Raw genomic sequence first — 25,445 nt, forward strand, 5'->3', positions numbered from 1 at the left:
ATGGCAGGTGTTGCGCTGAGTTCAATAGGTTATACGCGATAATCGCTCTATGCAACACACATATTTGCGATTTAGTATAACATAAAATGAACAAATTTGAAGCGCTAGGGCTACAACAGACCCTATTAGATGCAGTTGCTGATATGGGTTTTGAAAACCCTTCAGAAGTACAAGAAAAAGCAATCCCAATTTTATTGGAAGACGAGACCGATTTAGTAGCTCTCGCACAAACAGGAACAGGTAAAACCGCAGCTTTTGGTTTTCCACTAATTCAAAAATTACAATCAGATAGTAGAACCACTCAAGGTTTAATCCTTTCTCCTACTCGTGAACTTTGTTTGCAAATTACAAATGAGTTAAAATTATACTCAAAGTATGAGAAGAACATAAATGTAGTGGCAATATATGGTGGTGCTAGCATTACAGAGCAAGCACGACAAATAAAGCGTGGTGCTCAAATAGTAGTAGCAACACCAGGTCGTATGAAAGATATGATTGGAAGACGCTTAGTAGATATCTCAAAAATTGATTACTGCATATTAGATGAGGCAGATGAGATGTTAAACATGGGCTTCTTTGAAGATATTAAAGAGATACTTTCAAATACTCCTGATGAAAAATCTACATGGTTGTTTTCAGCAACCATGCCGAAAGAAGTTTCGGTAATCGCCAAAAAATTCATGCACAACCCACAAGAAATAACGGTTGGTGCTAAAAATTCTGGTACGGATACCGTACAACACGAATACTATGTAGTTAGTGGTCGTGACCGTTACCCAGCATTAAAACGATTAGCAGATGCTAATCCTGATATATTTTCAGTTGTATTCTGTAGAACAAAAAGAGATACGCAACGCGTAGCAGAAAAACTAATAGAAGATGGCTATAATGCTGGTGCCTTGCACGGAGACCTTAGTCAAAACCAAAGAGATTTGGTGATGAGTTCGTTTAGAAAAAAACAAATTCAAATGTTAGTTGCTACTGATGTAGCAGCCCGTGGTATTGATGTAGACGATATTACTCATGTAATCAACTATCAATTACCTGATGAAATTGAAACTTACAATCACCGAAGTGGTCGTACAGGTCGTGCAGGTAAGTCGGGAATATCGATGGTAATTGTAACGCGCAGTGAAATGCGAAAAATAAATGCTATTGAAAGAAAAATAAAACGTGATTTCATTAGCAAGAAAATTCCATCTGGAATCGAAATATGCGAAACACAGTTATATCATTTGGCAAACAAAATAAAGGATACGGAGATTAATGCTGATGTTGAAAGTTATTTACCCGCCATTAATGAAGTTCTTGAAGGATTAGATCGCGAAGAACTTATAAAGAAAATAGTTTCAGTAGAATTTACAAGATTCTCAAACTACTACAGTAAATCGAAAGATTTAAATAGTTCTGGTCCTGATCGTGAACGTGGTAATGACAGAAGTGACAGAGGTAGAAAAGACCGAGGAAATTCATCAGATGGATCTGTTCGTTATTTCATCAATGTTGGTGAAAAAGATGGTTATGATTGGATGACTTTAAAAGATTTCCTAAAAGATAAACTAAGCTTAGGTCGCGATGATGTCTTTAAGGTGGATACGAAAGATGCATTCTCATTTTTCAATACCGAAGCAGAACACACTGAAGCCATTTTAGCATTCTTTACAGAATATAAAGAGAATGGTAGATTTATAAATGTTGAAGTTTCAAAGAGTCCTGAAGGTGGTCGAGGTGGACGCAACAGAGGTCGAAGAAGCTACAAAGGTGGTTCAGGCGGAGGTAATTCTGGACGAGGTAGTTCTAGAGGTCGCGATAGAAAATTTTCAAAAGGTAGTGCTTCAAATTCTGGAAAAAGAAGAAGTAGTAGCAAGAAAAAAAGTGGTTTTTACTAGTAGAAAATTATAACTCGTTTAAACTTTTTTAGTTTAAACGAGTTAATTCTTTATTAAAAATCTGCTCAAACCCTTTTTTTTCATTTGTTTAGCACTCCGAAACAACTGATTTAGTGTCAATGCGTAAATTTATACTTCTTTTTACCTTATTATACGGATTAACTTCTATTGCTCAAGATATAGAAGAAGATGCCCCACAATTAAGGGAGTTTAATGCTATTGTGGTAAATGCGCAAGATGAATCGGTAATGGAGTCTGTTCATATTATTAACCTAAATCAGGTTATTGGTACTATCACCAATGAAAAAGGGGAATTTAAAATAGATGCAGCTGTTAATGACACATTGTACTTTTCTTTTTTAGGGTTCAAATCACAGAAAATTAGAATTACTAATGACATGTTTAAGTTTAAAGACACTAAAATATCTTTAACCGAATTAGCGTATGCATTAGAAGAAGTAATTGTAAAACCATATCAACTTACAGGATATTTAGAAATTGATGTAAAAAACATACCTGTAAACAATGCATATCAATACAGTATATCTGGTTTAAATGTAAGTTACGAAGCAGGAAATAAAAGTCCTAGTGCTGTTACAAAAGTATTGGGAGCCATATTAAACCCAGCCGATCAACTACGTAATTTATTTGGCAGAAAACCGAATAATATGCGAAAGCTCCGTAAGGTGAAAGCAGACGACCACATTAGAGATCTTTTAGCTACTAAATTTGACCGCGAGGCGTTAACTGAGCTTTTAAATATGGAAAAGTTAGATATAGAAGACATCTTAAATAATTGTAATTATTCGAAGTCTTTTATACGTACAGCAAATGATCTTCAAATTTTAGATGCTATTAGTAGCTGTTATGAGGACTTCAAAGTTCTAAATCGTAAAAAATAAATTTTCTTTTCCCAGCATCATTTTATAGCTTTAGAAAAAATAGCTATAAATGAAGAAACTTCTGATTGCCCTTGCAATGTTCTCTTTTGTATTTAGTTGTAAGCAACAAAAAAAAGAACCAGTAGAAGCAACTACAGTAGTTACTGATTCAATTGTCTATCCGGAACGTACGACTCCTTTTATTTGGGACGCCGCCAATGTTTATTTTCTACTTACAGACCGCTTTTACAACGGCAACGCTTCAAACGATATAAATTACGAGCGTAAAGATTCTACCGCTGTTTTACGTGGCTTTATGGGTGGTGACATTACCGGAATTACCGAAAAAATTACTGAGGGTTATTTTACAGACTTAGGTATAAATGCAATTTGGTTTACCCCGGTTGTAGAAAACATACATGGTTCTGTAGACGAAGGAACCGGAATCACCTATGGATATCATGGTTATTGGACAAAAGATTGGACCAGTTTAGATGCTAATTTTGGTACAAGAGATGAACTTGAAATCCTTGTAGAAACAGCACATAAATATGGAATTAGAATACTTATGGATGTAGTTTTAAACCATACTGGACCTACTACTGAACTAGATCCCTTATGGCCGGAAGAATGGGTAAAAACCTCTCCTACCTGCGAATTCACAAATTATGAAAATACTACCAGTTGCACATTAGTTGATGGTTTACCTGATATTCGTACACCCTCTAAAGAGGCAATAAAATTGCCCGATCACTTATTGGCAAAATGGAAGGACGAAGGTAAATTAAGTCAAGAACTTGACGAACTACAGTTATTTTTTGAACGTACGGGATATCCTCGTGCCCCAAGATATTACATTATAAAATGGCTTACTGATTACATAAAAGAATTTGGCATTGATGGGTACCGTGTGGATACTGTAAAGCATGTTGATGAAGAAGCTTGGGCAGAATTATATAAAGAAGCTTCGTATTCATTTAATACTTGGAAAAAAAGAAATCCAGATAAGATTCTCGATAACAACCCATTTTTTATGACCGGTGAAGTTTATGGTTATACTATTTCTAGTGGTCGTGAATATGATTTCGGAGATAAAAAAGTTGATTATTTTAATAATGGATTTAAAAGTCTTATAAATTTTGAACTGAAAAGCGATGCTAAAAAAAGCTACGATATTGTTTTTGAAAAATATAGTAAGCTTTTAAATAGCAAACTTAAAGGCCACTCAGTTTTGAATTATATGACATCGCACGATGATGACTCCCCTTTCGACAAAGAAAGAACAAAACCATATGTAACAGCTAATTACTTATTGTTAACACCCGGAGCTTCCCAAGTATATTACGGAGATGAAACAGCAAGAGACCTGACAATTGAAGGAGCAATTGGAGATGCCACGCTACGTTCTTTTATGAATTGGGAGGATTTAGAAAATTCTGAAGAAACTAAAAAGATACTTCAGCATTGGCAGAAATTAGGAAAATTCCGAGACAATCATCCAGCAATTGGAGCTGGTCGTCATAAAAGATTAGCAAAAAAACCATATGTATTTGGTCGTACTTATATAGATGGTGATTATAAAGATAAAGTAGCCGTAGGTTTAGATTTACCAGTGGGGAAAAAATCACTTTGGGTAAAAGGTTTTTTTGGTAATGGAACAAAATTGCTGGACACTTATACTAATACAGAAGTCGTAGTTGAAAGTGGCAAAGTATTTTTAGATAATAATAGTACAATTGCCTTATTGGAATTAGCACCTTAGTTTCAAATTCAACCGTGTTATTAATTTTCATCGAAAAACAATTAAACCTATTGCTCTAAGATTTCTTTCATTGATGCTAAACCAGTTTCAAAATCTTTACCTACCATTTTATCCATACTCATTAATAAAGTCATAATACTCATCGGAAATTTATTTTCCCCAGAAAATCCCCAAGTAACTTTTGAACTATTCAAAGTAGCTTCATCCACTTTTAAATAACAATCAGATGTCGATTTCCAAGGTTTAAAAAAACGTAATTCAGAATCAATACGTTCACCGTCAACAATCTTTTTAATTTCTTGTTCGCCCTCTCCTACTTCTTTATTGCCAACCCAGTGACTCACACACCCCACTTCCCCATCTACTCCAGTAAATGTCTTTTTCATATTCGGGTCTTTTTTGGCCCAAGGAGACCATTCATCCATCTTTTTTAAAGATTTTAAATATTCAAATACTTCTTGTTTCGGTCTTGAAACCTCAATAGAACGGGAGACATCATAGTTTTTTGGAGCAATTAATGCCAATAATAACACAATCGCTAAAATTGCTAAAACCACATAAAGCGCTAAATACATAGTGTTGATTTTTAGTTGGTTAACTAATAAATATAAGAAAAAATTAATTCTCTTTGTAATACCTTTCTAAAATTTCGTCAATACTCTTAATTGATTTTTTCGTCCAATCTAAATGCTTTTCAATTTTTTCTTCAGGGCTAAGTCCCCATTTTATCTCAGAGGCATTTAATTGTGTTCTTAAATATTGCAAAATAATAGCTGCAGAAACAGAAATATTTAAACTCTCTGTAAAACCTAGCATTGGTATTTTCAAAAAGCCATCAGCTTCTTTTAATACTACATCACTTAAACCTTCTCTTTCTGTACCAAAAAAGAGTGCGGTCTTTTTGTCAAGGGTAAATTCATGTAATAAACAAGAATCATTATGAGGTGTAGTTGCAATAATTTGATATCCATTTTTTCGAAGGTTACTGATACAGGTTTCAGTATTTGAATACCGCTTCACATCTACCCATTGTTCAGCACCCATCGCAATATTTTTATCCAAACGTTGGCCAAATCGCCCTTCAACCACATGCGATTCTTGTATACCGAAAATTTCACAACTTCTAATTACCGCACTAGTGTTATGCAACTGAAATACATCTTCAATAGCCACAGTAATATACTTTGTCCTATCCGCTAGAATACTTGCAAAACGTTCTTTGCGTTCTGGCGTAATAATTTCTTCTAAATATTTTAAAAGTTGATGGTCAATCATAATTCGAATATACAAAAAGACTATTTTTAGAATTATGAAGAAAAAAGTAGTTGTGCTTACTGGAGCAGGAATAAGTGCTGAAAGCGGAATAAAAACATTTAGAGATGCCGATGGATTATGGGAAGGGCACGATGTTATGGAGGTTGCTTCTCCACAAGGTTTTACTAACAATCCAGAATTAGTATTAGATTTTTATAATCAAAGAAGAAGACAATTATCAACTGTTAGTCCCAATTCAGCACATGATGCATTATTTACTCTTGAGGATTTGTTTGATGTTACTATAATTACTCAAAATGTAGATGATTTGCATGAACGCGCAGGTAGTTCTCAAGTTCATCATATTCATGGTGAACTTCTAAAAGTGCGATGCACGCAAGACGAAAACTTAATTTTAAACTGGGAAAATGACCTTGTAATAGGAGATTTAAGTGAAAAAGGTTATCAATTACGGCCACATATTGTTTGGTTTGGTGAACAAGTACCATTATTGGAAAAAGCTATAACCATTACTTCGAAGGCTGATATTTTAATTATAATCGGAACTTCCATGCAAGTTTACCCTGCTGCAGGTTTAATCCATGAAGTGAATGCTAATACACCTATTTATTTTATTGATCCGAAACCAAGTGTTGGTCAAAACGATTTTAAGAATATTAAAATAATCGCGGATTCAGCAACTAATGGAGTTCCTAATCTTGTAACATCTTTGCTTGATATAAAAGCCTAGTCGACTTAGCCCAGAGAACAACATTGTTTCTTTGCTCCGCTGTTAATCTTGCATTGCTGTGCGTCCAAGTATATTCTTTTAGTGGCATTTCATCGTCCGTTACTGTTTCAATTACTTCATCCAACTTATGATCTTTCTTTTTCGTTTCATAAGATTCCCAATCCGAAAAATTTAAGTGTTTTTTTCCATCCTTTATGTGATCTGACAACCAAAAAGAAAATGGCGCTACATTATTATACCATGGGTAAACAGTGTTGTTACTATGACAATCATAACAAGCTTGCTCTAGAATTAATTTTACATCAGCAGGAGGGTTAGTTTCATCCAAAAATAATTTTGTATGATTACCTTGAGTAGTATTTTTTTCTGGTCTAAAAAATTGTAAAATCACAAGTACTAACAGCAGGCCCAAAAATATTTTTTTGAGTAATTTCATTCCATTATATTAAGTTCAATAATTTGAGGTACAACTAAAGTACGATAATAATGACTAAGGCGGATCTTATTACTAAGCTAGATTATGTAAATCATACGCGTGAAAAAAGAGGTAAGATGGCGGAATTAGCTTTAAAGACTCCAAGATTAATTCCTCAACTATTAGAAGTCGCTTTTGAAAATGATAATTACATATCAGACAAAGCCATTTGGGTAACGGAATACACCATAAAACAAAATGTAACATTACTATTACCACATCTAAATTTCTTTACTAAAAGCTTACATAGCATAAACCGAGAACAAGGGATTAGACCTCTTGCCAAAATGTGTGAATTATTACTACTTGATTATTATTCTAAAAAAGAAACGCCATCGAAACAAGTGGTGAAAAAAGTGCACTTAGAACGGCTAACTACAGCTTGTTTTGACTGGTTAATTGGCTCACACAATGTAGCTCCTAAAGCACATGCTATGACTTGTCTCTATTTAATGGGTAAAGATTTTGACTGGATTCACCCCGAATTAAAAATGGTACTAGAGCAAAATTACCCTAGTGGTAGTGCCGCTTATAAGGCTAGAGCACGAATGGTTTTAACCAAAATAAAACTGTAGATACAAACTTTCAAACTCTCTTCCTATTAGGTATCTTTGCAGCTTTTAATAAAGCAGCTATGTCGTTAAATCAATTGAATGCAATTTCGCCTATAGATGGGCGCTATAGAAACAAAGTAGATAATCTAGGACCTTTCTTTTCTGAGGAAGCTCTTATTAAATATCGTGTGCAAGTAGAAATAGAATATTTTATTGCCTTGTGCGAAATACCACTACCCCAATTATCAGAATTTGACAACAGTAAATTTGACACGATGCGAGAGATTTACAAGAATTTTGACACTGCTGATGCTCAAGAAATAAAAGACTTAGAGAAGGTTACTAATCACGATGTAAAAGCAGTCGAATATTTTATTAAAAAGAAATTTGATGTTTTAGGACTAGATGCTTTTAAAGAATTTATTCATTTCGGATTAACCTCTCAGGATATAAACAATACGGCTATTCCGCTTTCTATGAAAGAAGCTATGAATGCTGTTTATGTACCTCAATATTTTCAGTTATTAGAAAAGCTCGAAGAATTAGTTATCGAGTGGGCAGACATTTCAATGTTGGCCAGAACGCATGGACAACCAGCATCTCCTACCCGTTTAGGAAAAGAAATTGAAGTATATGTAGTTCGTTTAAAAGAACAATTTAATTTATTAAATGATATTCCAAGTGCCGCAAAATTTGGTGGTGCTACTGGAAATTACAATGCACATAAAGTTGCTTATCCCAATATCGATTGGAAAGCATTTGGAGAAAAATTTGTGCAAGAAAAATTAGGCCTCTATCATTCTTTTCCAACAACACAAATAGAACATTACGATCATATTGCAGCTTTATTTGATTGTATGAAACGCATAAATACCATTGTAATAGATTTAGATAGAGATTTCTGGACCTACGTTTCTATGGATTATTTTAAACAGAAAATTAAAAAGGGTGAAATAGGGTCTTCTGCAATGCCACATAAAGTAAATCCTATTGATTTTGAGAATTCTGAAGGAAACTTAGGTATTGCAAACGCAATTTTCGAACACCTTTCTGCGAAATTGCCGATATCCCGATTACAACGAGATTTAACCGATAGTACGGTTTTAAGAAACATCGGCGTACCTTTTGCCCATACTATGATTGCTTTTCAATCTACCATGAAAGGTTTAAACAAACTGCTTTTAAATGCTGCTAAATTTGAGCAAGATTTAGAAAATAATTGGGCTGTAGTAGCAGAAGCCATTCAAACGATTTTACGACGAGAAGGATATCCTAATCCGTATGAAGCATTGAAAGGTTTAACCAGAACTAATGAAAAAATAAATCAACAATCAATATCAGGGTTTATAGACACCTTAGATGTTTCAGATACAATTAAAACAGAACTTAAAGCAATTACACCAAGTAATTATACTGGAATTTAAAATCTGATTATAAAGCATAAAAAAAGACCGCGATTGCGGTCTTTTCTTTTTGTAATCTATGTTATTAATTAAGCTTCTTTGTGTATTTCGACAGCATGAGGGTAAGGAATTTCGATACCTGCTTTGTCTAAAGCTATTTTACAATTCTCGTAAGTAGCAAAGTAAACATCCCAATAATGTTCAGGAGCACAATATGGTCTTACAGCAAAGTTTACCGAACTATCTGCAAGTTCCATAACATTTACAGATGGTGCTGGATCCTGAAGTACTTTAGGGTTTGATGTAAGTACTTCTAATAAAACTTCTTTAGTTTTTTTAATATCTTCATCGTAACCTACACCAATAACTGTGTCTACTCTCATTTTACCTTCAGCGGTATAATTGATAATATTTCCATTAGCCATTGCACCATTAGGTACTATCGCCAATTTATTATCAGGTGTTACCAATTTAGTAGTGAAGATTTCAATTTCTTTAACCACACCTAAAGTTCCTTGAGCTTCGACCAAATCACCAATTTTATAAGGCTTAAATATTATTAAGAGTACACCGCCAGCAAAATTAGAAAGCGACCCTTGTAATGCTAAACCAATGGCAAGACCAGCAGCAGCAATAATTGCAGCAAAACTAGTTGTTTCTACACCTAGTTTAGAAATCACCATTATAATCAAGAAGATTTTAAGAGCCCAACTAACAAGGTTTAAAAGAAATTTTTGCAAAGATTCATCATAATCCTTTTTCAACATTCCTTTACGCAGAACGCCAATAAGTTTACTAATAATCCATGAGCCTATAATGTAAATGAGAATGGCACCTATTACTTTTGGTCCATATTCGGTGACAAATTCAATGCCTTTATCAATCCATACTTGTGCGTCTTCCATAATGTTCTATAAATTTTTTAGGTTTTCGTTATAATTATACGACACCAAAATAAGCAACAAGTCACAATTTGAAAGATATTTTTTAAAGATTTATAATTTCCTAACATAAAAAAAGTCCCATTCAATTTAATTGAATGGGACTTTTTTTAAGTATATCTACCTATTTTAAAAAATCTACTATTTGTTCAAGGCCCTCTCCTTTGTAATCAGATTTTTGAACTGCCTTTAATAATTCAACTAATTGAGCAGGGTTCATATCATCACCTAATATTCGTATTAGGGCAAAACCTTTGTCATCGCTACTTCCGTAAATAACAACCTCATCAATTGCATCATCATCACCAAGATACTGCACACTTGCATTACCTGCACCAAAATTTAATTTCATGAGCTCATTGAAATTATCATTTTTTAAAATATTTTTTACCACCTTTTTTTCAGCTGTATACTCAACAGCATTATCAACTGTTTTTTTAAAAGCCAAAACGTTCAACTTCTTAAACGATTGCATTGCCTTACGTTGCGATTCTGTTAACTCCGCTGCTGACAAATTTAAGACACTGGTTGGCACATCAAATTTTAAAAAGTTTGGATTATCAGAATTGTCAACATAATATTCTTGAAGACTTTGGGTTGAAGAGCAAGCAGTGATTAATACCAGCCCCAACAACGCGAATAAATTTGAAATTTTTTTCATGATGTTCTATTTTTGATTGATGAAATAAAGCTAACAGCAATCAAAATTTCTATTGACTGCTGTTAATAATGAATTTTAAATTATTACTTTTTATCTGCTGCTTTACTTAATTGGTCACCTCCAGGCAAATCCATTTTATCTGTAAGTTTTCCAATTTTACGCAAATCAATATCTCCAGTTAAAGAAAGTAAAACAGTTTCCATATTCTTTCCTTCTATTTTAATATTCTTATCTGCCATTCCAGTAACGAACATTAAAAGTTCTTTTACATGATCACTATCTTTGCCTTCTTTTACATAAAACTTTACATTCGAATTACCATCACGAACACGCATTAACTCCTCGTATGTAGAACCTTTTAATTTAGAAGTTACCCAACCATTCATATCATTTGATATAGAATTATTAGCTGTGGTAATTACTCTAAAACTAGTAATAGACTTTACAAGACTAAAAAATTCTTGTGCTTCGGGGTCATCAGAATCTACGCTGATATTCGCTAACATTTGAAACATTTTGGGCTGCATGGCCACAAAGGTTACGTCGCTATTATCTTCATATTTTTCAAAAATATCTTGACTGTATATGAAGGTTGGCAAAAGTGCCAGTAAAACTATTGCTATTTGCTTTTTCATTTTATTTATTTTAATTGTTTGCATTTTAATTGATGTAATCTATTTAACTATTTATGAATAAATCTTGTGGTGTTTTTCTCAAACTCATCTAAGTAAGTAATCTGATGCGATCCCTTACTAAAATTAGTGCCAAGCAGCGATAAGGCCTCTTGCGCTGCAACAATTTCTTCAGGTGAATACTCATCTTCAATTGTTGTGGGTTGATTAAAATACAACCCTGCACAAATTGCGACTGCAGCCGCGGCAGAATACCAACCAAATCGTTTTTTTCTAACCTTAGTAACCACTGTGGTCATTGGAACCTCCTTAGTAAAGCGTTCTTGTTTTGCGCTTTTAAAGTATTGAAACATACGTTTATACTGTTCAAGATGTGGTGCTACACTTTCTTGTGAGAAGTATTTTTGTAATGTTTCTTCTTCGGCAACTGTAGTGGTTGCTTCAAAATACTTTTCTAATAATTTTTCTATGTTATCTAATTCCATAACTGTGTTTTTCCAATAATTTTTCTCTAACAATTTTTCGTGCTCGCGAGAGCGCAACTCTAACCGCTGTAGGTTTCATTTCTAACATTTCTGCTATTTCATCATAATCATACTGTTCTACATCTCGTAATTGCAATACCATTTTTTGCTGTTCGGGCAAATCTTCCATTATTTTTTGAACCCACACTACACTGTCCGATGCTTCTACCTGCTTTTGTAATGAGCTATTCTCGTCGGTATAATTACTATGTACTAATTTCAAATTTGATGCCTGTTTCGATTTTAATCGGTCAAGGCAAAAGTTCTTCGTCATTGTCATAGCAAATGCTTCAACATTTTTATAGGTTCCAATGGTATTTTGCTTGGTCCATAACTTTAACAATATTTCTTGTGTTGCGTCTTCCGCTTCCTCTGTCGACACTAATAATCGCTTTGCCATGCGAAAAAGCTTGTCTTTAAAGGGTGTAACAATATTTACAAATTCTGATTGATGCATTATTTTGATTGATGTTTGGTTGTCCTTTTAAAGGGCTACAATAGGAAGACGAATTATATCTAATTTTGTTACAATTTATTTTTTAATACCTAAGAAGTAAGTAATTTCACCACTTTTAGTATCGAATTATAAAACCGAAATGCAATATTTACAAATTAAAGTAGGGAATAAAAGAACTCGGTTGTTATATTAAAAATTGCTTTGCACCCCATAAAAGTAAACCCAAAATAATGAAAAAACCCCTTTTTCTACTTATCAGTATTTCCTTATTTATATCTAGTTGTAAAAAGAATGATGATCAGCCAGTTACTCCAGAAGAAACAGATGATGTTATAATTGAGAATGAAGCCAATGATTTTACATGGAAGGCCATGAATTCATTTTATAATTGGCAAGAAGAAGTAATTGAACTAAGTGATGATAGGTTTGCAGATGAAAATGACTACAACACCTATTTAAATGAATTTTCATCGCCCATGGTTCTATTTTCCGCATTACTTTCTCCCAAAGACAGGTTTAGTGCAATCGTAGATGATTACGATTATTTATTCAATTTTCTATCAGGAGTGTATAAAACAAACGGTGTAGAATACGTAATAACGCGACCACCAGAGGGTGGCAATAAAATTGTTGGTGTAGTTAGATATGTAATAGCAGGATCAGATGCGGCCGAAAATAACATACAAAGAGGGGATATTTTTTATGCTGTTAATGGTACAGAACTTTTTGCAGAAACCGATACAGAAGGTTACATAACCTCAAGTAATTTAGATTTACTTGACCCTGATACTTTTACGTTAAACTTTGCAGAAATTACAGAGGAAAATGTCACGGTACCAAACGATATTAATATTGAATTGACAAAAGAAGAATTAGTTGAAGATCCAATTTTAGTGTCAAAAACATTAGAAGTGAACGGAATAAAAATTGGCTACTTAATGTACAACAGTTTTCCTTTTGGTTACGATATTGAACTAAACAATGCTATTGGTGAATTAAAAAGTGAAAATATTGAAGAGTTAATTTTGGATTTGCGATATAATGGTGGTGGTAGTGGACAGACTGCTCGACGACTTTGTAGTATGATTACTGGTCAGTTTACCGGTGAATTGTTAGCAAGAGATACTTGGAATAGTAAATGGGATGATATTTTCGGCTCTGCCGATTACTTCGAGGACACCATAGACGATACACCAATAAATCAACTTAATCTTGAGAAACTATATGTAATTGCAACAGATGATTCAGCTTCCGCTAGTGAATATGTAATGAACAATTTAGCACCTTATATAGATGTTATACATATTGGTGATGTTACTGTAGGTAAAAATCAATTGTCGGTAACCTTATTAGATAATGATACACAAACTGGTGCACCAGTTGGTCAACCTAATTTAGAGTTACCCTATATCGCTTTAAGTGAAGAACTTGGATTTACTACTCTTGAAGATGCTAATCCTAATCATAAATATGCATTACAACCTATTGTAGGTTTAACAGAAAATTCTGCAGGTTTTGGAGAGTATACAGACGGTTTACAACCCGACTATGAATTGCTTGAAGTCTTAGGTAATTTAGGGCAATTAGGTGAACAAGGTGAGCCTTTATTAGATTTGGCCATTGAAAAAATTACTGGAGTTAGTTCAAAATCTCTAAAAACACCTGTATCTGACAACATGAAGATTAAAACAATAAGTAGTTCAAGTAGAAAAAAACCATTGAATGGCCTATTACATAAGGGTTTTATAGGTGTTAATTAATAATATATACATTGGAATTAATAGGTAGCAATTGTTTTAAACATTCCTCATTAATTTAAGTATGTTGTTAAACTTTAAACTAAACCTACACGTATATACGTTAGCAATAATATATAATAGGATAACAACAATATTATCCAGCACTTTTAAAGGGGCCTTGTCGGTTTAAAAGAGCAAATAAAAAAGGTATGAAAAATAAGTATTTTACGCTACTTTGTTTAATTGGCTTAGTAGTTATTGGTTGTAAGAATGATGACGATTTATTGGTTAATCCCAATATTCCAGTGCCCGATGGAGAAGCAAATGTAAGTGTTCAAGACTTTATGTATAGAGCTATGAACACATGGTATTTTTGGAAAGCTGATGTTCCAGATTTAGCTGATGACAGGTTTACAAGTTCAGAAGAGTATACCTCGTTTTTAGAATCAGAAGAAAATCCTAGTGACTTTTTTGATGAATTACTTTTTAGCGAAGACCGTTTTAGTCGTTCTAGTGATGATTACAAAACTTGGACAAATGCCTTATCTGGTATTTCAAAAAGTAATGGATTAGAATTTGGTTTAGTTCGTTTAAATCAATCAGACACTATTTTTGGTATTGTACGTTATATAATTCCGAATTCAGATGCATCAACAAAAGCAATATCAAGAGGAGATATTTTTATGGGCGTAAACGGTACTACCCTAAACGACGATAATTATGTAGACCTACTTTTTGGTGATGCGGACTCATACACATTAAATATGGCCACAATTGAAAACAATGAATTGATGGCTAATGATATTGAAATTAATCTTACAAAAAATGATGGCTTAGTAGAAGACCCTATATTCTTAGACAAAATTTTTGAAATTAACGGAAAGAAGATTGGCTACTTAGTGTACAACAGTTTCACCGATGAATACGATGAAGATTTAAATGAAGTCTTTGGTAGATTTGTTGCCGGACAAGTAGAAGAATTAGTACTCGACTTAAGATACAATTCTGGCGGCGATGTTAATACTTCCCGTTTGCTTTCTAGTATGATTCATGGTTTACATACCGATAAAGTGTTTTTAACACAACGTTGGAATGCGCAATGGCAGGCATTTTTTGGAGAAGATTTAGTTGATTATTTCGCAGATAAAACGAGAGCAGGAACACAATTAAATACATTAAACCTTAGTAAAGTATACGTTTTAGCAACTTATGGTTCGGCCTCGGCTAGCGAATTATTGATTAATTGCCTTACGCCTCACATGGAAGTAATTCATATAGGTGATGAAACTAGAGGTAAAAACGAATTTTCTTTAACTTTTGTAGATGATCTTGAAAGTCCTACCTATCCTTATTTATTTTTAAGAAGTAGAGAAGATAAAATAAACCCAAGTAACAGTTGGGCTCTCCAACCATTATGTGGTCGTAATGAAAATGCAGACGGCTTTTCAGATTATACTTCAGGCCTAGTGCCAGATATTGAGTTGCAAGAAGATTTATCAAATTACGGTGTTTTAGGTGATCAGAATGAGCCGTTACTTGCTAGAGCTATACAAGAAATTACAAGTGCTACTGGTAAAAGAAGTTTTGAAGTTCAAATGCCAACAAACTTAATATCAGATTCAAAAATGTTTTCACCACTAGGCGATAGAATGTTTATTACGAATTTAAATGAGTAAATAGTTTCAAACTATAAATAAAAAAGCGACCATGTATTTACATGGTCGCTTTTTCTTTTATCAGACTATTGAAAATCTATTTGTTACAATTCAAATGCACCATTAAAATATACCCCAGTAGGAATAATAGAAATCTCTATAGAAGATAACAGTGTATTATTTTCAAGGTTATATACTTCCAAGGAACCATTGCTCGCATAATCTTTAGCATCTAATCCATAAAGTTTACCATCAGCAACGGTCATATTTGCAAAGCTAAGTCCTGTAATATCGGCAGTTGCTGGTAAGGTTGTGCTCGTAGTATCCATTTTGTAAACCGAACCAGATAGGTAATAATATAAATTTCCATCGGTTACAGAAAGTGCTCCAGGATGTTCCGTTTCACTAAATGCAATAGTTGTAGTAATACTATTATCTACACTACTTATTTTATCCAATTGCCCTGCAGATTCAATGCCTGTCCATGATGGATTTCCACCTGATAGCACCCATAAATTTCCATCAGCATCAAACTGTATAGAATTAGGTCTATCTGCTACAGTAATTGTAGTACTTACTGCATTCGTAGTTGCATCAATAACAGAGATTATATTATTTTGATTATAGCCTCCCTTATGTGCAACATAAATTGTATTATCATTCGAGACAATCTTTTCTGGTCCTTCCGCAACGGGAATTGGAGATTCAACGGTATAATCGGCTAGGTTTACTACCGAAACAAAATCGTCATCAGGATTACTACCATCACCCCAATTGGTTACATAACCTTTACCATTAACAATGGTCATATACCGCGGATTTAAAAAATCAGTCTCCGTAGGTCCGCCTATTGTTGCAACCGATTCATAAGTAAAACGATTAACCACTTCAATTTTTTGCGAATTATTGACAACGATAAACGCTAAATCTTCATTAAAAGTGATGCTTTGAGCAGTATCACCCCAACTATCAACATCATTAACAGATTTAAAAATTCCATTCTCAGTAACGGTTAGATCATTGGAAATAAATGAAACGGATGAATTTCCAGCACCGAAATTACCTTCATGTAGAACTAATATTCCACTTTCATAAGCAAAAGAATCATTGTCTGAAATGGAAACAGTAACCGCATTATTTGATCCAATAAATTCTTGTGAACCATCAATAGCAGTAATAGTTACAATAAGTTCTTCTATATTCTCTACTTCATCATCATCAATTAAGGTGATAAATTGCGTTGCTGTAGTTTCTCCTGCACTCAAAGTCACCAATCCATCCAATCTCTCATAATCTTCATTCGAAGTTGCCGAACCAGATACTTCATATGAAATTGATACATCTGTTGCAAAAGGGCTTGTAGCTATAAAATCAAGAAGAACAACACTGTCATCTTCGGAAATAGCATTTTCCGAAACGGATATGGTAATAGTCCCACTTGGTGTATCCACATTATTATCGTCATTACTACATGCTCCAAATATGAGAGCTGCAATTACAGCGGTTAAAAATTTACTTGTAAGTTTCATTAGTTTAAAAATTAAAGATTAATTGTGATTGAATATTTCTGTTAGGCATTGGACGCAATGCAACATTCTCGTAATAAGTATTAAAAAGATTGTTTATTGTAAAAGCTATTTTATATTTCAATTTATGGTTTGTCGAAAAAGTATAATTAATGCCCAAATTCGACACTTGATAACCCTCTAATTCACCTCCAATAATTGATACCGGTCCATTATAAAGGTGTTGATAAAAGAGCTCCAGCTTCGAATATGAATATGCTATTGACGCATTAGCTTTATGAAAAGGAACATAAATAAGTTGCTCTTTAGTTTCCTTGTCTTGTGAAACGGTATATGCGTAATTCGTTTTAATAGCTATCTTTTGTTTATTGGCAATAGAAAACAAGGTTCCTACTTCGGCTTCAACACCATAAATTTGTACTTCATCTACATTGGTTGGTGACCATATTCCACTGTTCTGCGGGAGCCAACGAATCATATCTTCCGTAGCGATATAAAAACTATTTAGATTAAGTGATAGCCTATCAAACTCTAGCTGATGCCCTAAATCAATTTGATAAGACTGTTCTGGAGTTAAGTCCAAATTCCCACCAGGTTGCCAGTAGAGGTCATTAAAAGTAGGGGCTCTAAAATTTCGAGAAGCATTTAGCTGTAAAGTATAATTCTGATTGAATTTATAATTTCCATCAAAAGAGAATAGTAAGGGACTTGAAAAATCAGAAGAAGAATCCTTTCTCAAACTAAAGTTAAATACTGCATGCTCGGACAAACTATACTTTAGAATGGAAGTAACAGCTGCATCATTCCTCGTTGGATTTCCTAAACTACTCCCCGCTCCCTTAAAGTGATTGTATTCTAAAAAAGAATGCAATCTAAGTTTATCAGATAACTCAAAATCTAAAGAATATCGAGCAAGTAAAGTAGTAACGCGCCCTTTCGAATAAATATCAGAATCTTTATTTTCAAAATATTTAAATGCTTCATCAAGGTGAGCTATTTTTAATTTTGAGATCGTTTTTTCTCCTAAACCTGTCCATTCTAGTTGGGTTCGGTAATGATTATCTTTGTAACGACTCCTTCCGATGCTCGTTAAATTATCTGATAAATTTCGATCACCAATAAAGCTCTGATGATACAATCTTAAAACATGGTGATCAGAAATTATGTACCCAGAATTAAAATTTAAACTAAGATTTTCAAATTCACCATTGTTGTTCTTTTTATTTGTTTCTAAATATTTATAATCGTTGTCTGATGCATTGTAATTAACTCCGAGACTTGTGGACCACTTGCCATTTCCGAAACTTTGATTATAGTTGGTATTTTTAGTATTAAAACTGCCATAACCAATAACAAACCGATTATCGAAGTGTTTTCTAAAATCTAAATTGTTATTTAAATGAACACTCCCTCCTATTGCTCCAGTCCCAAATTGCACGCTTCCACCCCCACTTCTAATAGCAACGGAATTATAGTTCATGGCATTAATGGTATTGAAATCTACTTGTCCATTCATTTGCGAATTAATATTTATTCCATTCCAAACAACAGCTGTATGTGAAGCGTTTGTTCCTCTAAAGGCCGGTGAAGAAACCATACCGAAACCATTTTCTTTAAAATAAATATTAGAATTAAAGCTCAATAATGAAGTGAGAGACTGACCATTGCGCTGAATTGTACTATCCAATAGCACTGTAACTTTATGACCATCGGCATAACTTTTTAAGCGCGTATCGGATATAACTACTTCATCCAATTTCCAAATAGGACCTACTTGGGCGGATAGCTGCCGGCAAAAGGACAGTAGTAGAACTAAAGTGATTATATATTCTCTCATATATTAAACTTTTATCCCGAAAGTTTTTCAATATTGGTTAAAGTTTATCTTAGACAAACTAATAATGGCAGGTCTCCTGACTTGCTTTTTGCTACTTACCTTCCCATACGCCATAAGCGGACAGTGGTTTGAAGTTTGCAGCGAAATCCGATACAATCGGCAAAGCTCACAGTTGCGGGAACAGCTCTAGATTTTCACTAGATTCCCTTTTAATCGATAGCACAATTATGTGTATCAAACCAAAATTCGCTGCGAATATAGGTGTCTTTTTTACAAGATCAATGCTTATTTAGCTAAAATTGATAATTCTAACTTCTTTGATAAAACAAGAAATCCATTTCACCTAAAGTCTGTGGAAATAAAATATTAAGATTAACTGTACATTTGACCCGATTTAAAATCATCGATTTGAAAAAGATATTTTTACTACTTGCTTTAATTATGCTTTCTTGCAAAACAGATGTAAAGGAAAAAGCAAACAAACTAGATACAACAAAACTAGAACAAGTTGTTATCAATCATGCTAACGGTTTTAGTATTGAAAAATCTGGTGATATAACGATACTTAAGATTTCTTCGCCCTGGCCAAATTCAGAAAGTGCTTTCACCTATGCATTAATTCCCAAAAACAAAATGGCGACAATTACGCTTAATTCAAATGAATATAATGCCATAATTGCTACGCCTGCTGAAAATATTGTCGTTACTTCAACAACGCATATTCCAGCATTAGAGGCCTTAGGAGTATTAGAAAAATTAAGAGGATTTCCAGACACTCAATATATATCTACCAAAAAAGCAAGAACCTTAATCTCCGAAAATAAAATAAAAGAATTGGGAAGTAACCATTTATTAAACACGGAAATGATTATTGAATTAAATCCTGATCTCGTTGTAGGTTTCTCAATCAGTAGTGAAAACAAAGCTTATGAAACTATACAGCGTGCCAAAATTCCTGTGGCATACAATGGAGATTGGACAGAGCAAACCCCACTTGGAAAAGCAGAATGGATTAAATTTTTCGCTCCTTTTTTCGGATTAGAAAAAAAGGCAGACAGCATTTTTAGTGCCATAGAAAAATCTTATTTAGAAGTAAAAAAATTAGCGCGAAAAGCAAAATCAAAACCAACAGTTTTGAGCGGAGCATTATATAAAGATGTGTGGTACTTACCCGGTGGAAACAGTTGGGCCGCAAAATTTATTGAAGATGCTAATGCTAATTATATATACAAAGAGACGGAAGAATCTGGAAGTTTATCACTAGGGGTTGAAGCGGTTTTAACCAAAGCGAAAAAAGCTAAATATTGGATTTCGCCATCACAATTTACCGCCTACAATGCTATGGAAAAATCAAGCAGACATTATTCTCAATTTGATGCATTTCAGCACAAAAACCTTTACACTTTTGCAAAAACAAAAGGGGAAACAGATGGCTTATTATATTTTGAATTAGCTCCAAACAGACCCGATTTGGTTTTGAAAGACTTGGTACATATATTTCACCCCGAATTATTACCAGAACATAAACCGTACTTTTTTAAACCACTAGATTAATAATGCAACAGCCTAAACCTTATCGCATTACTTTTCTGCTTTTACTTCTAGTATTGTTAATAGTATTTGGATTAAATATAAGTTCAGGGTCAGTTGTAATTCCATTAAAATCGACACTTACCGCAATTCTGGGAGGCGATTTACAAAATGAATCTTGGAATTATATTATTTGGGATTATCGGATTCCCAAAGCAATAACAGCCATACTGGTTGGAGCTGGTTTAGCATTAAGTGGCTTATTAATGCAAACTTTGTTTCGGAATCCATTAGCAGGGCCTTTTGTACTTGGAATAAGTTCTGGTGCTAGTTTAGGGGCGGCCATATTGATTATGGGGTCAACAGTATTAGCAAGTTTCATTTCTTTTAATTTTATAAACGATATTACTTTAGCTATCGCTTCAAGTATAGGTAGTTTTTTGGTGCTACTTGTAGTATTGGCAGTAGCTACAAAAGTGAAAGATACCATGGCATTATTAATTATCGGTTTAATGTTTGGTAGCATTACGGCAGCCATAGTAAGCGTACTCTCCTACTTTACGAATGCCGAAAAACTACAACAATATATTTATTGGTCGTTTGGCAGCTTAGGTAATCTATCTTGGCAGCAATTACTATTAGTATTCATTTTAGTTTTAGTTGGAATATGCATAAGTATATTTTCGATAAAGTCATTAAACGCCCTGCTTTTAGGTGAAAATTACGCTCGTAGTTTGGGGGTAAACATGAATAAATCGCGTTATCTAATAATTATCGCTACCGGTATACTAGCAGGAAGTATAACAGCCTTCGCGGGTCCAATTGCTTTTGTCGGTCTTGCTGTGCCACATCTTACCAGACAAATTTTTAATACGACTAATCATAAAATTCTAATTCCTGCCGTTTTAATCTATGGTGCAATTTTAATGTTGCTATGCGATACTATAGCTCAACTACCAAGTTCTGCTAATGTTTTGCCCATAAATGCTATTACAAGTATTATAGGGGCTCCAATAGTAATTTGGCTATTATTACGTAAAAGAAAAATGACGTTTTAATGGAAAAGGAAGAAGAACATATCACTTTAAATGTAAAAGATTTAGCAGTTGGTTATTCCTCTAAAAAGGAAAAAACAATTATAGCAAATAACATTAATTTTAACTTATATGAGGGTGAATTTACTGCAATAATTGGTGCAAATGGAATAGGGAAATCGACGCTTTTACGAACCTTAGGTACTATTCAGCCAAGTTTATCTGGGGAGATTGATTTAAATGACCAGGCGATAGAAAAGTACAATCCTTTGACACTAGCTGCCAAAATAAGTTTGGTGCTAACAGAGCCGATTGCCGCTAAAAGCATGACTGTAATTGAATTAGTTGCCTTAGGTCGTTCACCTTACACAAATTGGCTGGGCACATTAACAGAAACTGATACAGCAATAATAGAAAAATCGATAAAACAAGTTGAACTAAATACACTACGAAACAAAAAATGTAACGAACTGAGTGACGGACAGTTACAACGAGTTATGATTGCAAGAGCATTAGCTCAGGATACCGCAATTATTTTATTAGACGAACCAACTACACATTTAGATTTATATCATAAAGTCCAAATTTTAAAATTATTAAAAACAATCGCCAAGGAAACCAAAAAGACGATAGTTTTCACCACTCATGAAATTGAAATGGCAATTCAGATGACTGACAAAATTTTAATACTCGATAATGATAGCAATCCTTTTGGCTCACCCAAAACATTAATTAGAGAAAAATCTTTTGAAAAACTATTTCCCGCGGATACAGTAGTTTTTAATGCTGATACAAATTCATTTAAAATAAGATAACCCAATCTCAACATAAAACTTAGGCATTCTTCTTTTTCAAAATCCCTTATCTTTACTTCGAATACATTATTAGAGAATGAACGAATATTTAATCTACCTTTTAATTGGGCTTATCTGCTTAACAATCGGCTATTTTATTGGAAATTATATAAATGCACTTAAAACAAAATCGGAACAAAGTGCCTTGCTTGAACGTGAGCAGCAATTAGGAAATAACTTAGCGGTTATTGAACAACGATTGCGAGATGCTGAAGAACATAAAATGCATTTACAGGCTGATAAAGAACAATTAGGAAATCAAATTGTTCGAAATGAAGCTGATATGGCAAACCTTCAGTTAAAAAATAGAGAACAAAAAGAAGAAGTTGAAAGACTACAAGAAAAGTTTACCAAAGAATTTGAGAATCTTGCCAACAAAATTTTAGACGAAAAAAGCAACAAATTCACGGAACAAAACCAAAAGAATATTAAAAACATTCTAAATCCACTTCAAGAAAAAATATTGCTTTTTGAAAAAAAGGTAGAGGAAAGTAGAAAGGAAAATTATGGAATACATCAAGCCTTAAAAGAACAACTTTTAAACCTCCAGAACCAAAATTTAAAAATAACCCAAGAGGCTGAAAATCTAACCAAGGCACTTAAGGGTGATAGTAAAATGCAAGGAAATTGGGGGGAATTGGTTTTGGAACGTGTACTTGAAAAATCGGGACTTGAAAAAGATCGGGAATATTTGGTACAACAAAGTTTTACCTTAGAAGATGGATCCCGTGTTTTACCTGATGTTATTATTAATTTACCGGATGGCAAAAAAATGGTTGTCGATTCCAAAGTATCGCTTACGGATTATGAGCGCTATGTAAATGCTGAAGATGAATTAAAAGACAAATTTTTAAAAGATCATATTAATTCGCTTAAAAAACATGTTGATCAACTTTCCGCTAAAAAGTATGAGGACCTTTATGAAATGGAAAGTCCAGATTTTGTATTAATGTTTGTACCAATCGAACCTGCATTTGCCGTTGCCATAAATAACGACAATGTCCTTTATAACAAAGCATTTGAACAAAATATTGTAATCGTTACTCCATCAACATTATTAGCCACTTTACGCACTATTGATAGTATGTGGAATAATGAAAAACAGCAACGAAATGCGATTGAAATTGCGAGACAGGCTGGTGCATTATACGACAAGTTTGAAGGCTTTGTTGGCGATCTTACCAAAGTAGGCAAAAGGTTAGATGATGCTAAAAGCGAATATAAAGGTGCTATGAATAAATTAGTTGATGGTCGTGGAAACATAATTACAAGCATAGAAAAATTAAAAAAAATGGGTGCAAAGGCAAAAAAGTCTATTCCTGATGCATTTTTAAAACGTGCTGAAGAAGGAGATTTTGATGAAGAACCAAGGTTACTTTAATTTCTGAATGTATATTACTGCACTAAAAGCTAACAATAGCTATTTTGAAATAAAAACTACAACATGAAGAAAGTATTACTTCTTGGTTTATCCTTATTATTAGTTGCCATAGCAGCGTATTATGCCTTTATTTATTTTGTGCCATATAGCCAAGGTTATCGCTCTGGGGAGTTAATTAAATTTAGCAGTAAAGGAGTATTAGTTAAAACCTGGGAAGGTGAAATTAGTCAGGGTATTTCTGGAGCTCAAATTTTCTCATTTTCCGTATTAGATAAAGAGAAAGACGTAATTCAAAAATTGAAAGATTACCAAGGCAGATACGTTAAAATAACTTATGTTGAGCGTTATGCAACTTTCTTTTGGTTAGGTGATAGTAATTATTTTATTACAGAAGTAGTTGAAGAAAAATCTCCACATTTTAATAAGTAACAATGCAAAAATTTAAATCAGCAAAAGAATCGAATGTATCAATTACAGAATTGATGCTTCCCTCCCATTCAAATTTCGGTGGCAAAGTGCATGGTGGTCATATTCTAAATTTAATGGATCAAATCGCTTTTGCGTGCGCCTCCAAACATTCGCAATGTTATTGTGTTACTGCATCTGTAAACCGTGTAGATTTTCTATCACCAGTAGAAGTTGGAGAATTAATAACATTAAAGGCATCAATTAATTATACAGGTAGAACTTCGATGGTTGTTGGGGTTCGTGTTGAATCTGAAACTATTACCACTGGAAAAAAGAGACACTGTAATTCTTCTTATTTTACCATGGTTGCAAAAGATGCTAATGGAAAGAACATTCCTATTCCTGGTTTATTAGTAGATAGTGAACAAGGTATTAGAAGATACTCGAGAAGCAAATACCGAAAAGAATCGGCCTTTGATCGTGATAACAAATTCGACTCTAATAATTTTAAAGTAGAAGAATTTTTAGAACTACTAAAAACCGAAAATGTTAAGATTGAGCTGAAGTAACCTTTGCGGCTGCAGCTTCGTCTAAAAACCACTCTAAATTTCCTTTTGTAGGCACAACTAAACTAGCAGGATACATTGTAGCTAAATCCTTGTTATTAAGAATTTCATATACCCTTTCTGTTTTGCTTTCTCCAGTAACTAAAAAAGCAACAGTTTCGGCATTATTAATTAGTTGTCCCGTAATAGTGATTCTTTTTTGCCCACTTACAGGATGTTCAGCCACTTCACAATAATTTTCCGAATTCCACAATTCTATTTGATTTGGAAAAATTGAAGCAGTATGGCCATCATCTCCCATCCCAAGAATAACTAAATCAAATGTTGGTATTCCATTGGTTTTAGGCAAGACGATATTTAAAAATTGACTGTAATGCTCTGCCTCGTAGCGCGGACCATTCTCCCCTTTAATTCTGTGGATATTTAATTCTGGAATATCAATCTTCGATATCAAGTGATTGTATGTCATTTTATAATTACTCTCATCATCATAGGGCCAAACACAACGTTCGTCACCCCAATATAAATGTACTTTTGCCCAATCTATTGCAGTTTTATGATTAGCTGCTAACTCATCAAAAACGATTTTTGGAGTACTGCCTCCGGATAAAGCAATATGAACTACTGGTTTTGATTTACAGATTTCTACAAAATAGTTAGCAAAATTTTTGGCTACTTCTACTTTGGAACTCGATACATTTAAAGTCATGTTATTTTAAGGAGGATTAGTT

At 33.6% G+C, this 25,445-nt stretch carries 25 protein-coding genes and 1 riboswitch; of the genes, 14 read left to right on the plus strand and 11 right to left on the minus strand.

Features of this window, described 5'->3' with window-relative positions:
- Positions 1-86 precede the first annotated feature (86 nt).
- From ABJF52_RS12925 to ABJF52_RS12935, 3 genes are all read left to right on the plus strand, one after another.
- Positions 87-1,889 (plus strand): DEAD/DEAH box helicase, encoded by a 1,803-nt coding sequence (locus ABJF52_RS12925; protein ID WP_348150879.1) that lies wholly within the window; start codon positions 87-89, stop codon positions 1,887-1,889.
- Between the two features lie 119 nt (positions 1,890-2,008).
- Positions 2,009-2,791 (plus strand): carboxypeptidase-like regulatory domain-containing protein, encoded by a 783-nt coding sequence (locus tag ABJF52_RS12930; protein WP_348150882.1) that lies wholly within the window; start codon positions 2,009-2,011, stop codon positions 2,789-2,791.
- A 49-nt stretch (positions 2,792-2,840) separates the two neighbouring features.
- Complete coding sequence (locus tag ABJF52_RS12935; RefSeq protein ID WP_348150884.1) at positions 2,841-4,532, plus strand: alpha-amylase family glycosyl hydrolase; 1,692 nt, start codon at positions 2,841-2,843, stop codon at positions 4,530-4,532.
- 47 nt (positions 4,533-4,579) lie between these two features.
- Here the strand turns inward: ABJF52_RS12935 and ABJF52_RS12940 are convergent, their stop codons facing one another.
- Positions 4,580-5,107, minus strand: a complete 528-nt coding sequence (locus ABJF52_RS12940) for an SRPBCC family protein (protein ID WP_348150887.1) — start codon at positions 5,105-5,107, stop codon at positions 4,580-4,582.
- A gap of 43 nt (positions 5,108-5,150) precedes the next feature.
- Positions 5,151-5,807 (minus strand): RNA methyltransferase, encoded by a 657-nt coding sequence (locus tag ABJF52_RS12945; protein WP_348150890.1) that lies wholly within the window; start codon positions 5,805-5,807, stop codon positions 5,151-5,153.
- A gap of 34 nt (positions 5,808-5,841) precedes the next feature.
- Here ABJF52_RS12945 and ABJF52_RS12950 point away from each other — a divergent pair, with 34 nt between their 5' ends.
- Positions 5,842-6,537, plus strand: a complete 696-nt coding sequence (locus ABJF52_RS12950; RefSeq protein WP_348150893.1) for an NAD-dependent deacylase — start codon at positions 5,842-5,844, stop codon at positions 6,535-6,537.
- On the opposite strand, the gene ABJF52_RS12955 is transcribed toward ABJF52_RS12950, so the two are convergent.
- Positions 6,500-6,973, minus strand: a complete 474-nt coding sequence (locus tag ABJF52_RS12955) for a heme-binding domain-containing protein (protein ID WP_348150896.1) — start codon at positions 6,971-6,973, stop codon at positions 6,500-6,502. The genes ABJF52_RS12950 and ABJF52_RS12955 overlap by 38 nt on opposite strands.
- A gap of 50 nt (positions 6,974-7,023) precedes the next feature.
- Here ABJF52_RS12955 and ABJF52_RS12960 point away from each other — a divergent pair, with 50 nt between their 5' ends.
- Together ABJF52_RS12960 and purB are read left to right on the plus strand one after the other, a co-directional pair.
- Positions 7,024-7,587, plus strand: coding sequence for an adenylosuccinate lyase (locus tag ABJF52_RS12960; protein ID WP_348150899.1), 564 nt, complete (start codon positions 7,024-7,026; stop codon positions 7,585-7,587).
- 59 nt (positions 7,588-7,646) lie between these two features.
- Positions 7,647-8,990: an adenylosuccinate lyase gene (gene purB, locus ABJF52_RS12965; protein WP_348150901.1), complete on the plus strand. Its 1,344-nt coding sequence runs from the start codon at positions 7,647-7,649 to the stop codon at positions 8,988-8,990.
- A gap of 68 nt (positions 8,991-9,058) precedes the next feature.
- Here purB and ABJF52_RS12970 read toward each other — a convergent pair whose 3' ends face one another.
- From ABJF52_RS12970 to ABJF52_RS12990, 5 genes are all read right to left on the minus strand, one after another.
- The gene (locus ABJF52_RS12970) at positions 9,059-9,874 is read right to left on the minus strand and encodes a mechanosensitive ion channel domain-containing protein (RefSeq protein WP_348150904.1); all 816 of its coding nucleotides are present in this window, start codon (positions 9,872-9,874) and stop codon (positions 9,059-9,061) included.
- A 160-nt stretch (positions 9,875-10,034) separates the two neighbouring features.
- Positions 10,035-10,571: a DUF4252 domain-containing protein gene (locus ABJF52_RS12975; RefSeq protein WP_348150907.1), complete on the minus strand. Its 537-nt coding sequence runs from the start codon at positions 10,569-10,571 to the stop codon at positions 10,035-10,037.
- Positions 10,572-10,654: 83 nt separating this feature from the next.
- A complete protein-coding gene (locus ABJF52_RS12980) occupies positions 10,655-11,206 on the minus strand; it encodes a DUF4252 domain-containing protein (protein WP_348150909.1) in 552 nt (183 codons plus the stop codon).
- A 47-nt stretch (positions 11,207-11,253) separates the two neighbouring features.
- Positions 11,254-11,688 carry a hypothetical protein gene (locus ABJF52_RS12985; protein WP_348150912.1) on the minus strand — a complete coding sequence of 145 codons (435 nt, stop codon included), beginning with the start codon at positions 11,686-11,688 and terminating at the stop codon, positions 11,254-11,256.
- On the minus strand, positions 11,675-12,184 hold the full coding sequence (locus ABJF52_RS12990; protein WP_348150915.1) for an RNA polymerase sigma factor: 510 nt from the start codon (positions 12,182-12,184) through the stop codon (positions 11,675-11,677). The genes ABJF52_RS12985 and ABJF52_RS12990 overlap by 14 nt, the downstream gene beginning before the upstream one ends.
- 230 nt (positions 12,185-12,414) lie before the next feature.
- On the opposite strand from ABJF52_RS12990, the gene ABJF52_RS12995 reads away from it, so the two are divergent.
- Positions 12,415-13,944 carry a S41 family peptidase gene (locus tag ABJF52_RS12995; protein WP_348150918.1) on the plus strand — a complete coding sequence of 510 codons (1,530 nt, stop codon included), beginning with the start codon at positions 12,415-12,417 and terminating at the stop codon, positions 13,942-13,944.
- 188 nt (positions 13,945-14,132) lie between these two features.
- Entirely contained in the window at positions 14,133-15,599 is a 1,467-nt protein-coding gene (locus ABJF52_RS13000) for a S41 family peptidase (RefSeq protein WP_348150920.1), read from the plus strand.
- Between the two features lie 83 nt (positions 15,600-15,682).
- Here the strand turns inward: ABJF52_RS13000 and ABJF52_RS13005 are convergent, their stop codons facing one another.
- Together ABJF52_RS13005 and ABJF52_RS13010 are read right to left on the minus strand one after the other, a co-directional pair.
- Positions 15,683-17,107 carry a DUF5074 domain-containing protein gene (locus ABJF52_RS13005; protein ID WP_348150923.1) on the minus strand — a complete coding sequence of 475 codons (1,425 nt, stop codon included), beginning with the start codon at positions 17,105-17,107 and terminating at the stop codon, positions 15,683-15,685.
- A gap of 4 nt (positions 17,108-17,111) precedes the next feature.
- Positions 17,112-18,941: a TonB-dependent receptor gene (locus tag ABJF52_RS13010; RefSeq protein ID WP_348150926.1), complete on the minus strand. Its 1,830-nt coding sequence runs from the start codon at positions 18,939-18,941 to the stop codon at positions 17,112-17,114.
- Between the two features lie 48 nt (positions 18,942-18,989).
- Positions 18,990-19,200, minus strand: a riboswitch (cobalamin riboswitch).
- Positions 19,201-19,349: 149 nt separating this feature from the next.
- Between ABJF52_RS13010 and ABJF52_RS13015 the strand changes: the two genes are divergently transcribed.
- From ABJF52_RS13015 to ABJF52_RS13040, 6 genes are all read left to right on the plus strand, one after another.
- Positions 19,350-20,495, plus strand: a complete 1,146-nt coding sequence (locus ABJF52_RS13015; RefSeq protein ID WP_348150929.1) for an ABC transporter substrate-binding protein — start codon at positions 19,350-19,352, stop codon at positions 20,493-20,495.
- 2 nt (positions 20,496-20,497) lie between these two features.
- Entirely contained in the window at positions 20,498-21,529 is a 1,032-nt protein-coding gene (locus ABJF52_RS13020) for an iron ABC transporter permease (RefSeq protein WP_348150932.1), read from the plus strand.
- Positions 21,529-22,320 carry an ABC transporter ATP-binding protein gene (locus tag ABJF52_RS13025; RefSeq protein ID WP_348150935.1) on the plus strand — a complete coding sequence of 264 codons (792 nt, stop codon included), beginning with the start codon at positions 21,529-21,531 and terminating at the stop codon, positions 22,318-22,320. Before ABJF52_RS13020 ends, ABJF52_RS13025 begins: the two co-directional genes overlap by 1 nt.
- A 76-nt stretch (positions 22,321-22,396) precedes the next feature.
- Positions 22,397-23,740, plus strand: coding sequence for a DNA recombination protein RmuC (gene rmuC, locus ABJF52_RS13030; protein ID WP_348150938.1), 1,344 nt, complete (start codon positions 22,397-22,399; stop codon positions 23,738-23,740).
- A 63-nt stretch (positions 23,741-23,803) separates the two neighbouring features.
- Entirely contained in the window at positions 23,804-24,169 is a 366-nt protein-coding gene (locus ABJF52_RS13035; protein ID WP_348150940.1) for a 6-phosphogluconate dehydrogenase, read from the plus strand.
- Between the two features lie 2 nt (positions 24,170-24,171).
- Positions 24,172-24,717, plus strand: a complete 546-nt coding sequence (locus ABJF52_RS13040) for an acyl-CoA thioesterase (RefSeq protein ID WP_348150943.1) — start codon at positions 24,172-24,174, stop codon at positions 24,715-24,717.
- On the opposite strand, the gene pgl is transcribed toward ABJF52_RS13040, so the two are convergent.
- Entirely contained in the window at positions 24,698-25,423 is a 726-nt protein-coding gene (gene pgl / locus ABJF52_RS13045; RefSeq protein ID WP_348150946.1) for a 6-phosphogluconolactonase, read from the minus strand. The genes ABJF52_RS13040 and pgl overlap by 20 nt on opposite strands.
- Positions 25,424-25,445 lie beyond the last annotated feature (22 nt).

Source organism: Aurantibacter sp. (assembly GCF_039941195.1).
Classification (GTDB): Bacteria; Bacteroidota; Bacteroidia; order Flavobacteriales; family Flavobacteriaceae; genus Aurantibacter_A.

Coding starts and splice junctions, on each gene's coding strand:
- ABJF52_RS12925 (WP_348150879.1), top strand. CDS start 87: ATGAACAAATTTGAAGCGCTAGGGCTACAACAGACCCTATTAGATGCA.
- ABJF52_RS12930 (WP_348150882.1), top strand. CDS start 2,009: ATGCGTAAATTTATACTTCTTTTTACCTTATTATACGGATTAACTTCT.
- ABJF52_RS12935 (WP_348150884.1), top strand. CDS start 2,841: ATGAAGAAACTTCTGATTGCCCTTGCAATGTTCTCTTTTGTATTTAGT.
- ABJF52_RS12940 (WP_348150887.1), bottom strand. CDS start 5,107: ATGTATTTAGCGCTTTATGTGGTTTTAGCAATTTTAGCGATTGTGTTA.
- ABJF52_RS12945 (WP_348150890.1), bottom strand. CDS start 5,807: ATGATTGACCATCAACTTTTAAAATATTTAGAAGAAATTATTACGCCA.
- ABJF52_RS12950 (WP_348150893.1), top strand. CDS start 5,842: ATGAAGAAAAAAGTAGTTGTGCTTACTGGAGCAGGAATAAGTGCTGAA.
- ABJF52_RS12955 (WP_348150896.1), bottom strand. CDS start 6,973: ATGAAATTACTCAAAAAAATATTTTTGGGCCTGCTGTTAGTACTTGTG.
- ABJF52_RS12960 (WP_348150899.1), top strand. CDS start 7,024: ATGACTAAGGCGGATCTTATTACTAAGCTAGATTATGTAAATCATACG.
- purB (WP_348150901.1), top strand. CDS start 7,647: ATGTCGTTAAATCAATTGAATGCAATTTCGCCTATAGATGGGCGCTAT.
- ABJF52_RS12970 (WP_348150904.1), bottom strand. CDS start 9,874: ATGGAAGACGCACAAGTATGGATTGATAAAGGCATTGAATTTGTCACC.
- ABJF52_RS12975 (WP_348150907.1), bottom strand. CDS start 10,571: ATGAAAAAAATTTCAAATTTATTCGCGTTGTTGGGGCTGGTATTAATC.
- ABJF52_RS12980 (WP_348150909.1), bottom strand. CDS start 11,206: ATGAAAAAGCAAATAGCAATAGTTTTACTGGCACTTTTGCCAACCTTC.
- ABJF52_RS12985 (WP_348150912.1), bottom strand. CDS start 11,688: ATGGAATTAGATAACATAGAAAAATTATTAGAAAAGTATTTTGAAGCA.
- ABJF52_RS12990 (WP_348150915.1), bottom strand. CDS start 12,184: ATGCATCAATCAGAATTTGTAAATATTGTTACACCCTTTAAAGACAAG.
- ABJF52_RS12995 (WP_348150918.1), top strand. CDS start 12,415: ATGAAAAAACCCCTTTTTCTACTTATCAGTATTTCCTTATTTATATCT.
- ABJF52_RS13000 (WP_348150920.1), top strand. CDS start 14,133: ATGAAAAATAAGTATTTTACGCTACTTTGTTTAATTGGCTTAGTAGTT.
- ABJF52_RS13005 (WP_348150923.1), bottom strand. CDS start 17,107: ATGAAACTTACAAGTAAATTTTTAACCGCTGTAATTGCAGCTCTCATA.
- ABJF52_RS13010 (WP_348150926.1), bottom strand. CDS start 18,941: ATGAGAGAATATATAATCACTTTAGTTCTACTACTGTCCTTTTGCCGG.
- ABJF52_RS13020 (WP_348150932.1), top strand. CDS start 20,498: ATGCAACAGCCTAAACCTTATCGCATTACTTTTCTGCTTTTACTTCTA.
- ABJF52_RS13025 (WP_348150935.1), top strand. CDS start 21,529: ATGGAAAAGGAAGAAGAACATATCACTTTAAATGTAAAAGATTTAGCA.
- rmuC (WP_348150938.1), top strand. CDS start 22,397: ATGAACGAATATTTAATCTACCTTTTAATTGGGCTTATCTGCTTAACA.
- ABJF52_RS13035 (WP_348150940.1), top strand. CDS start 23,804: ATGAAGAAAGTATTACTTCTTGGTTTATCCTTATTATTAGTTGCCATA.
- ABJF52_RS13040 (WP_348150943.1), top strand. CDS start 24,172: ATGCAAAAATTTAAATCAGCAAAAGAATCGAATGTATCAATTACAGAA.
- pgl (WP_348150946.1), bottom strand. CDS start 25,423: ATGACTTTAAATGTATCGAGTTCCAAAGTAGAAGTAGCCAAAAATTTT.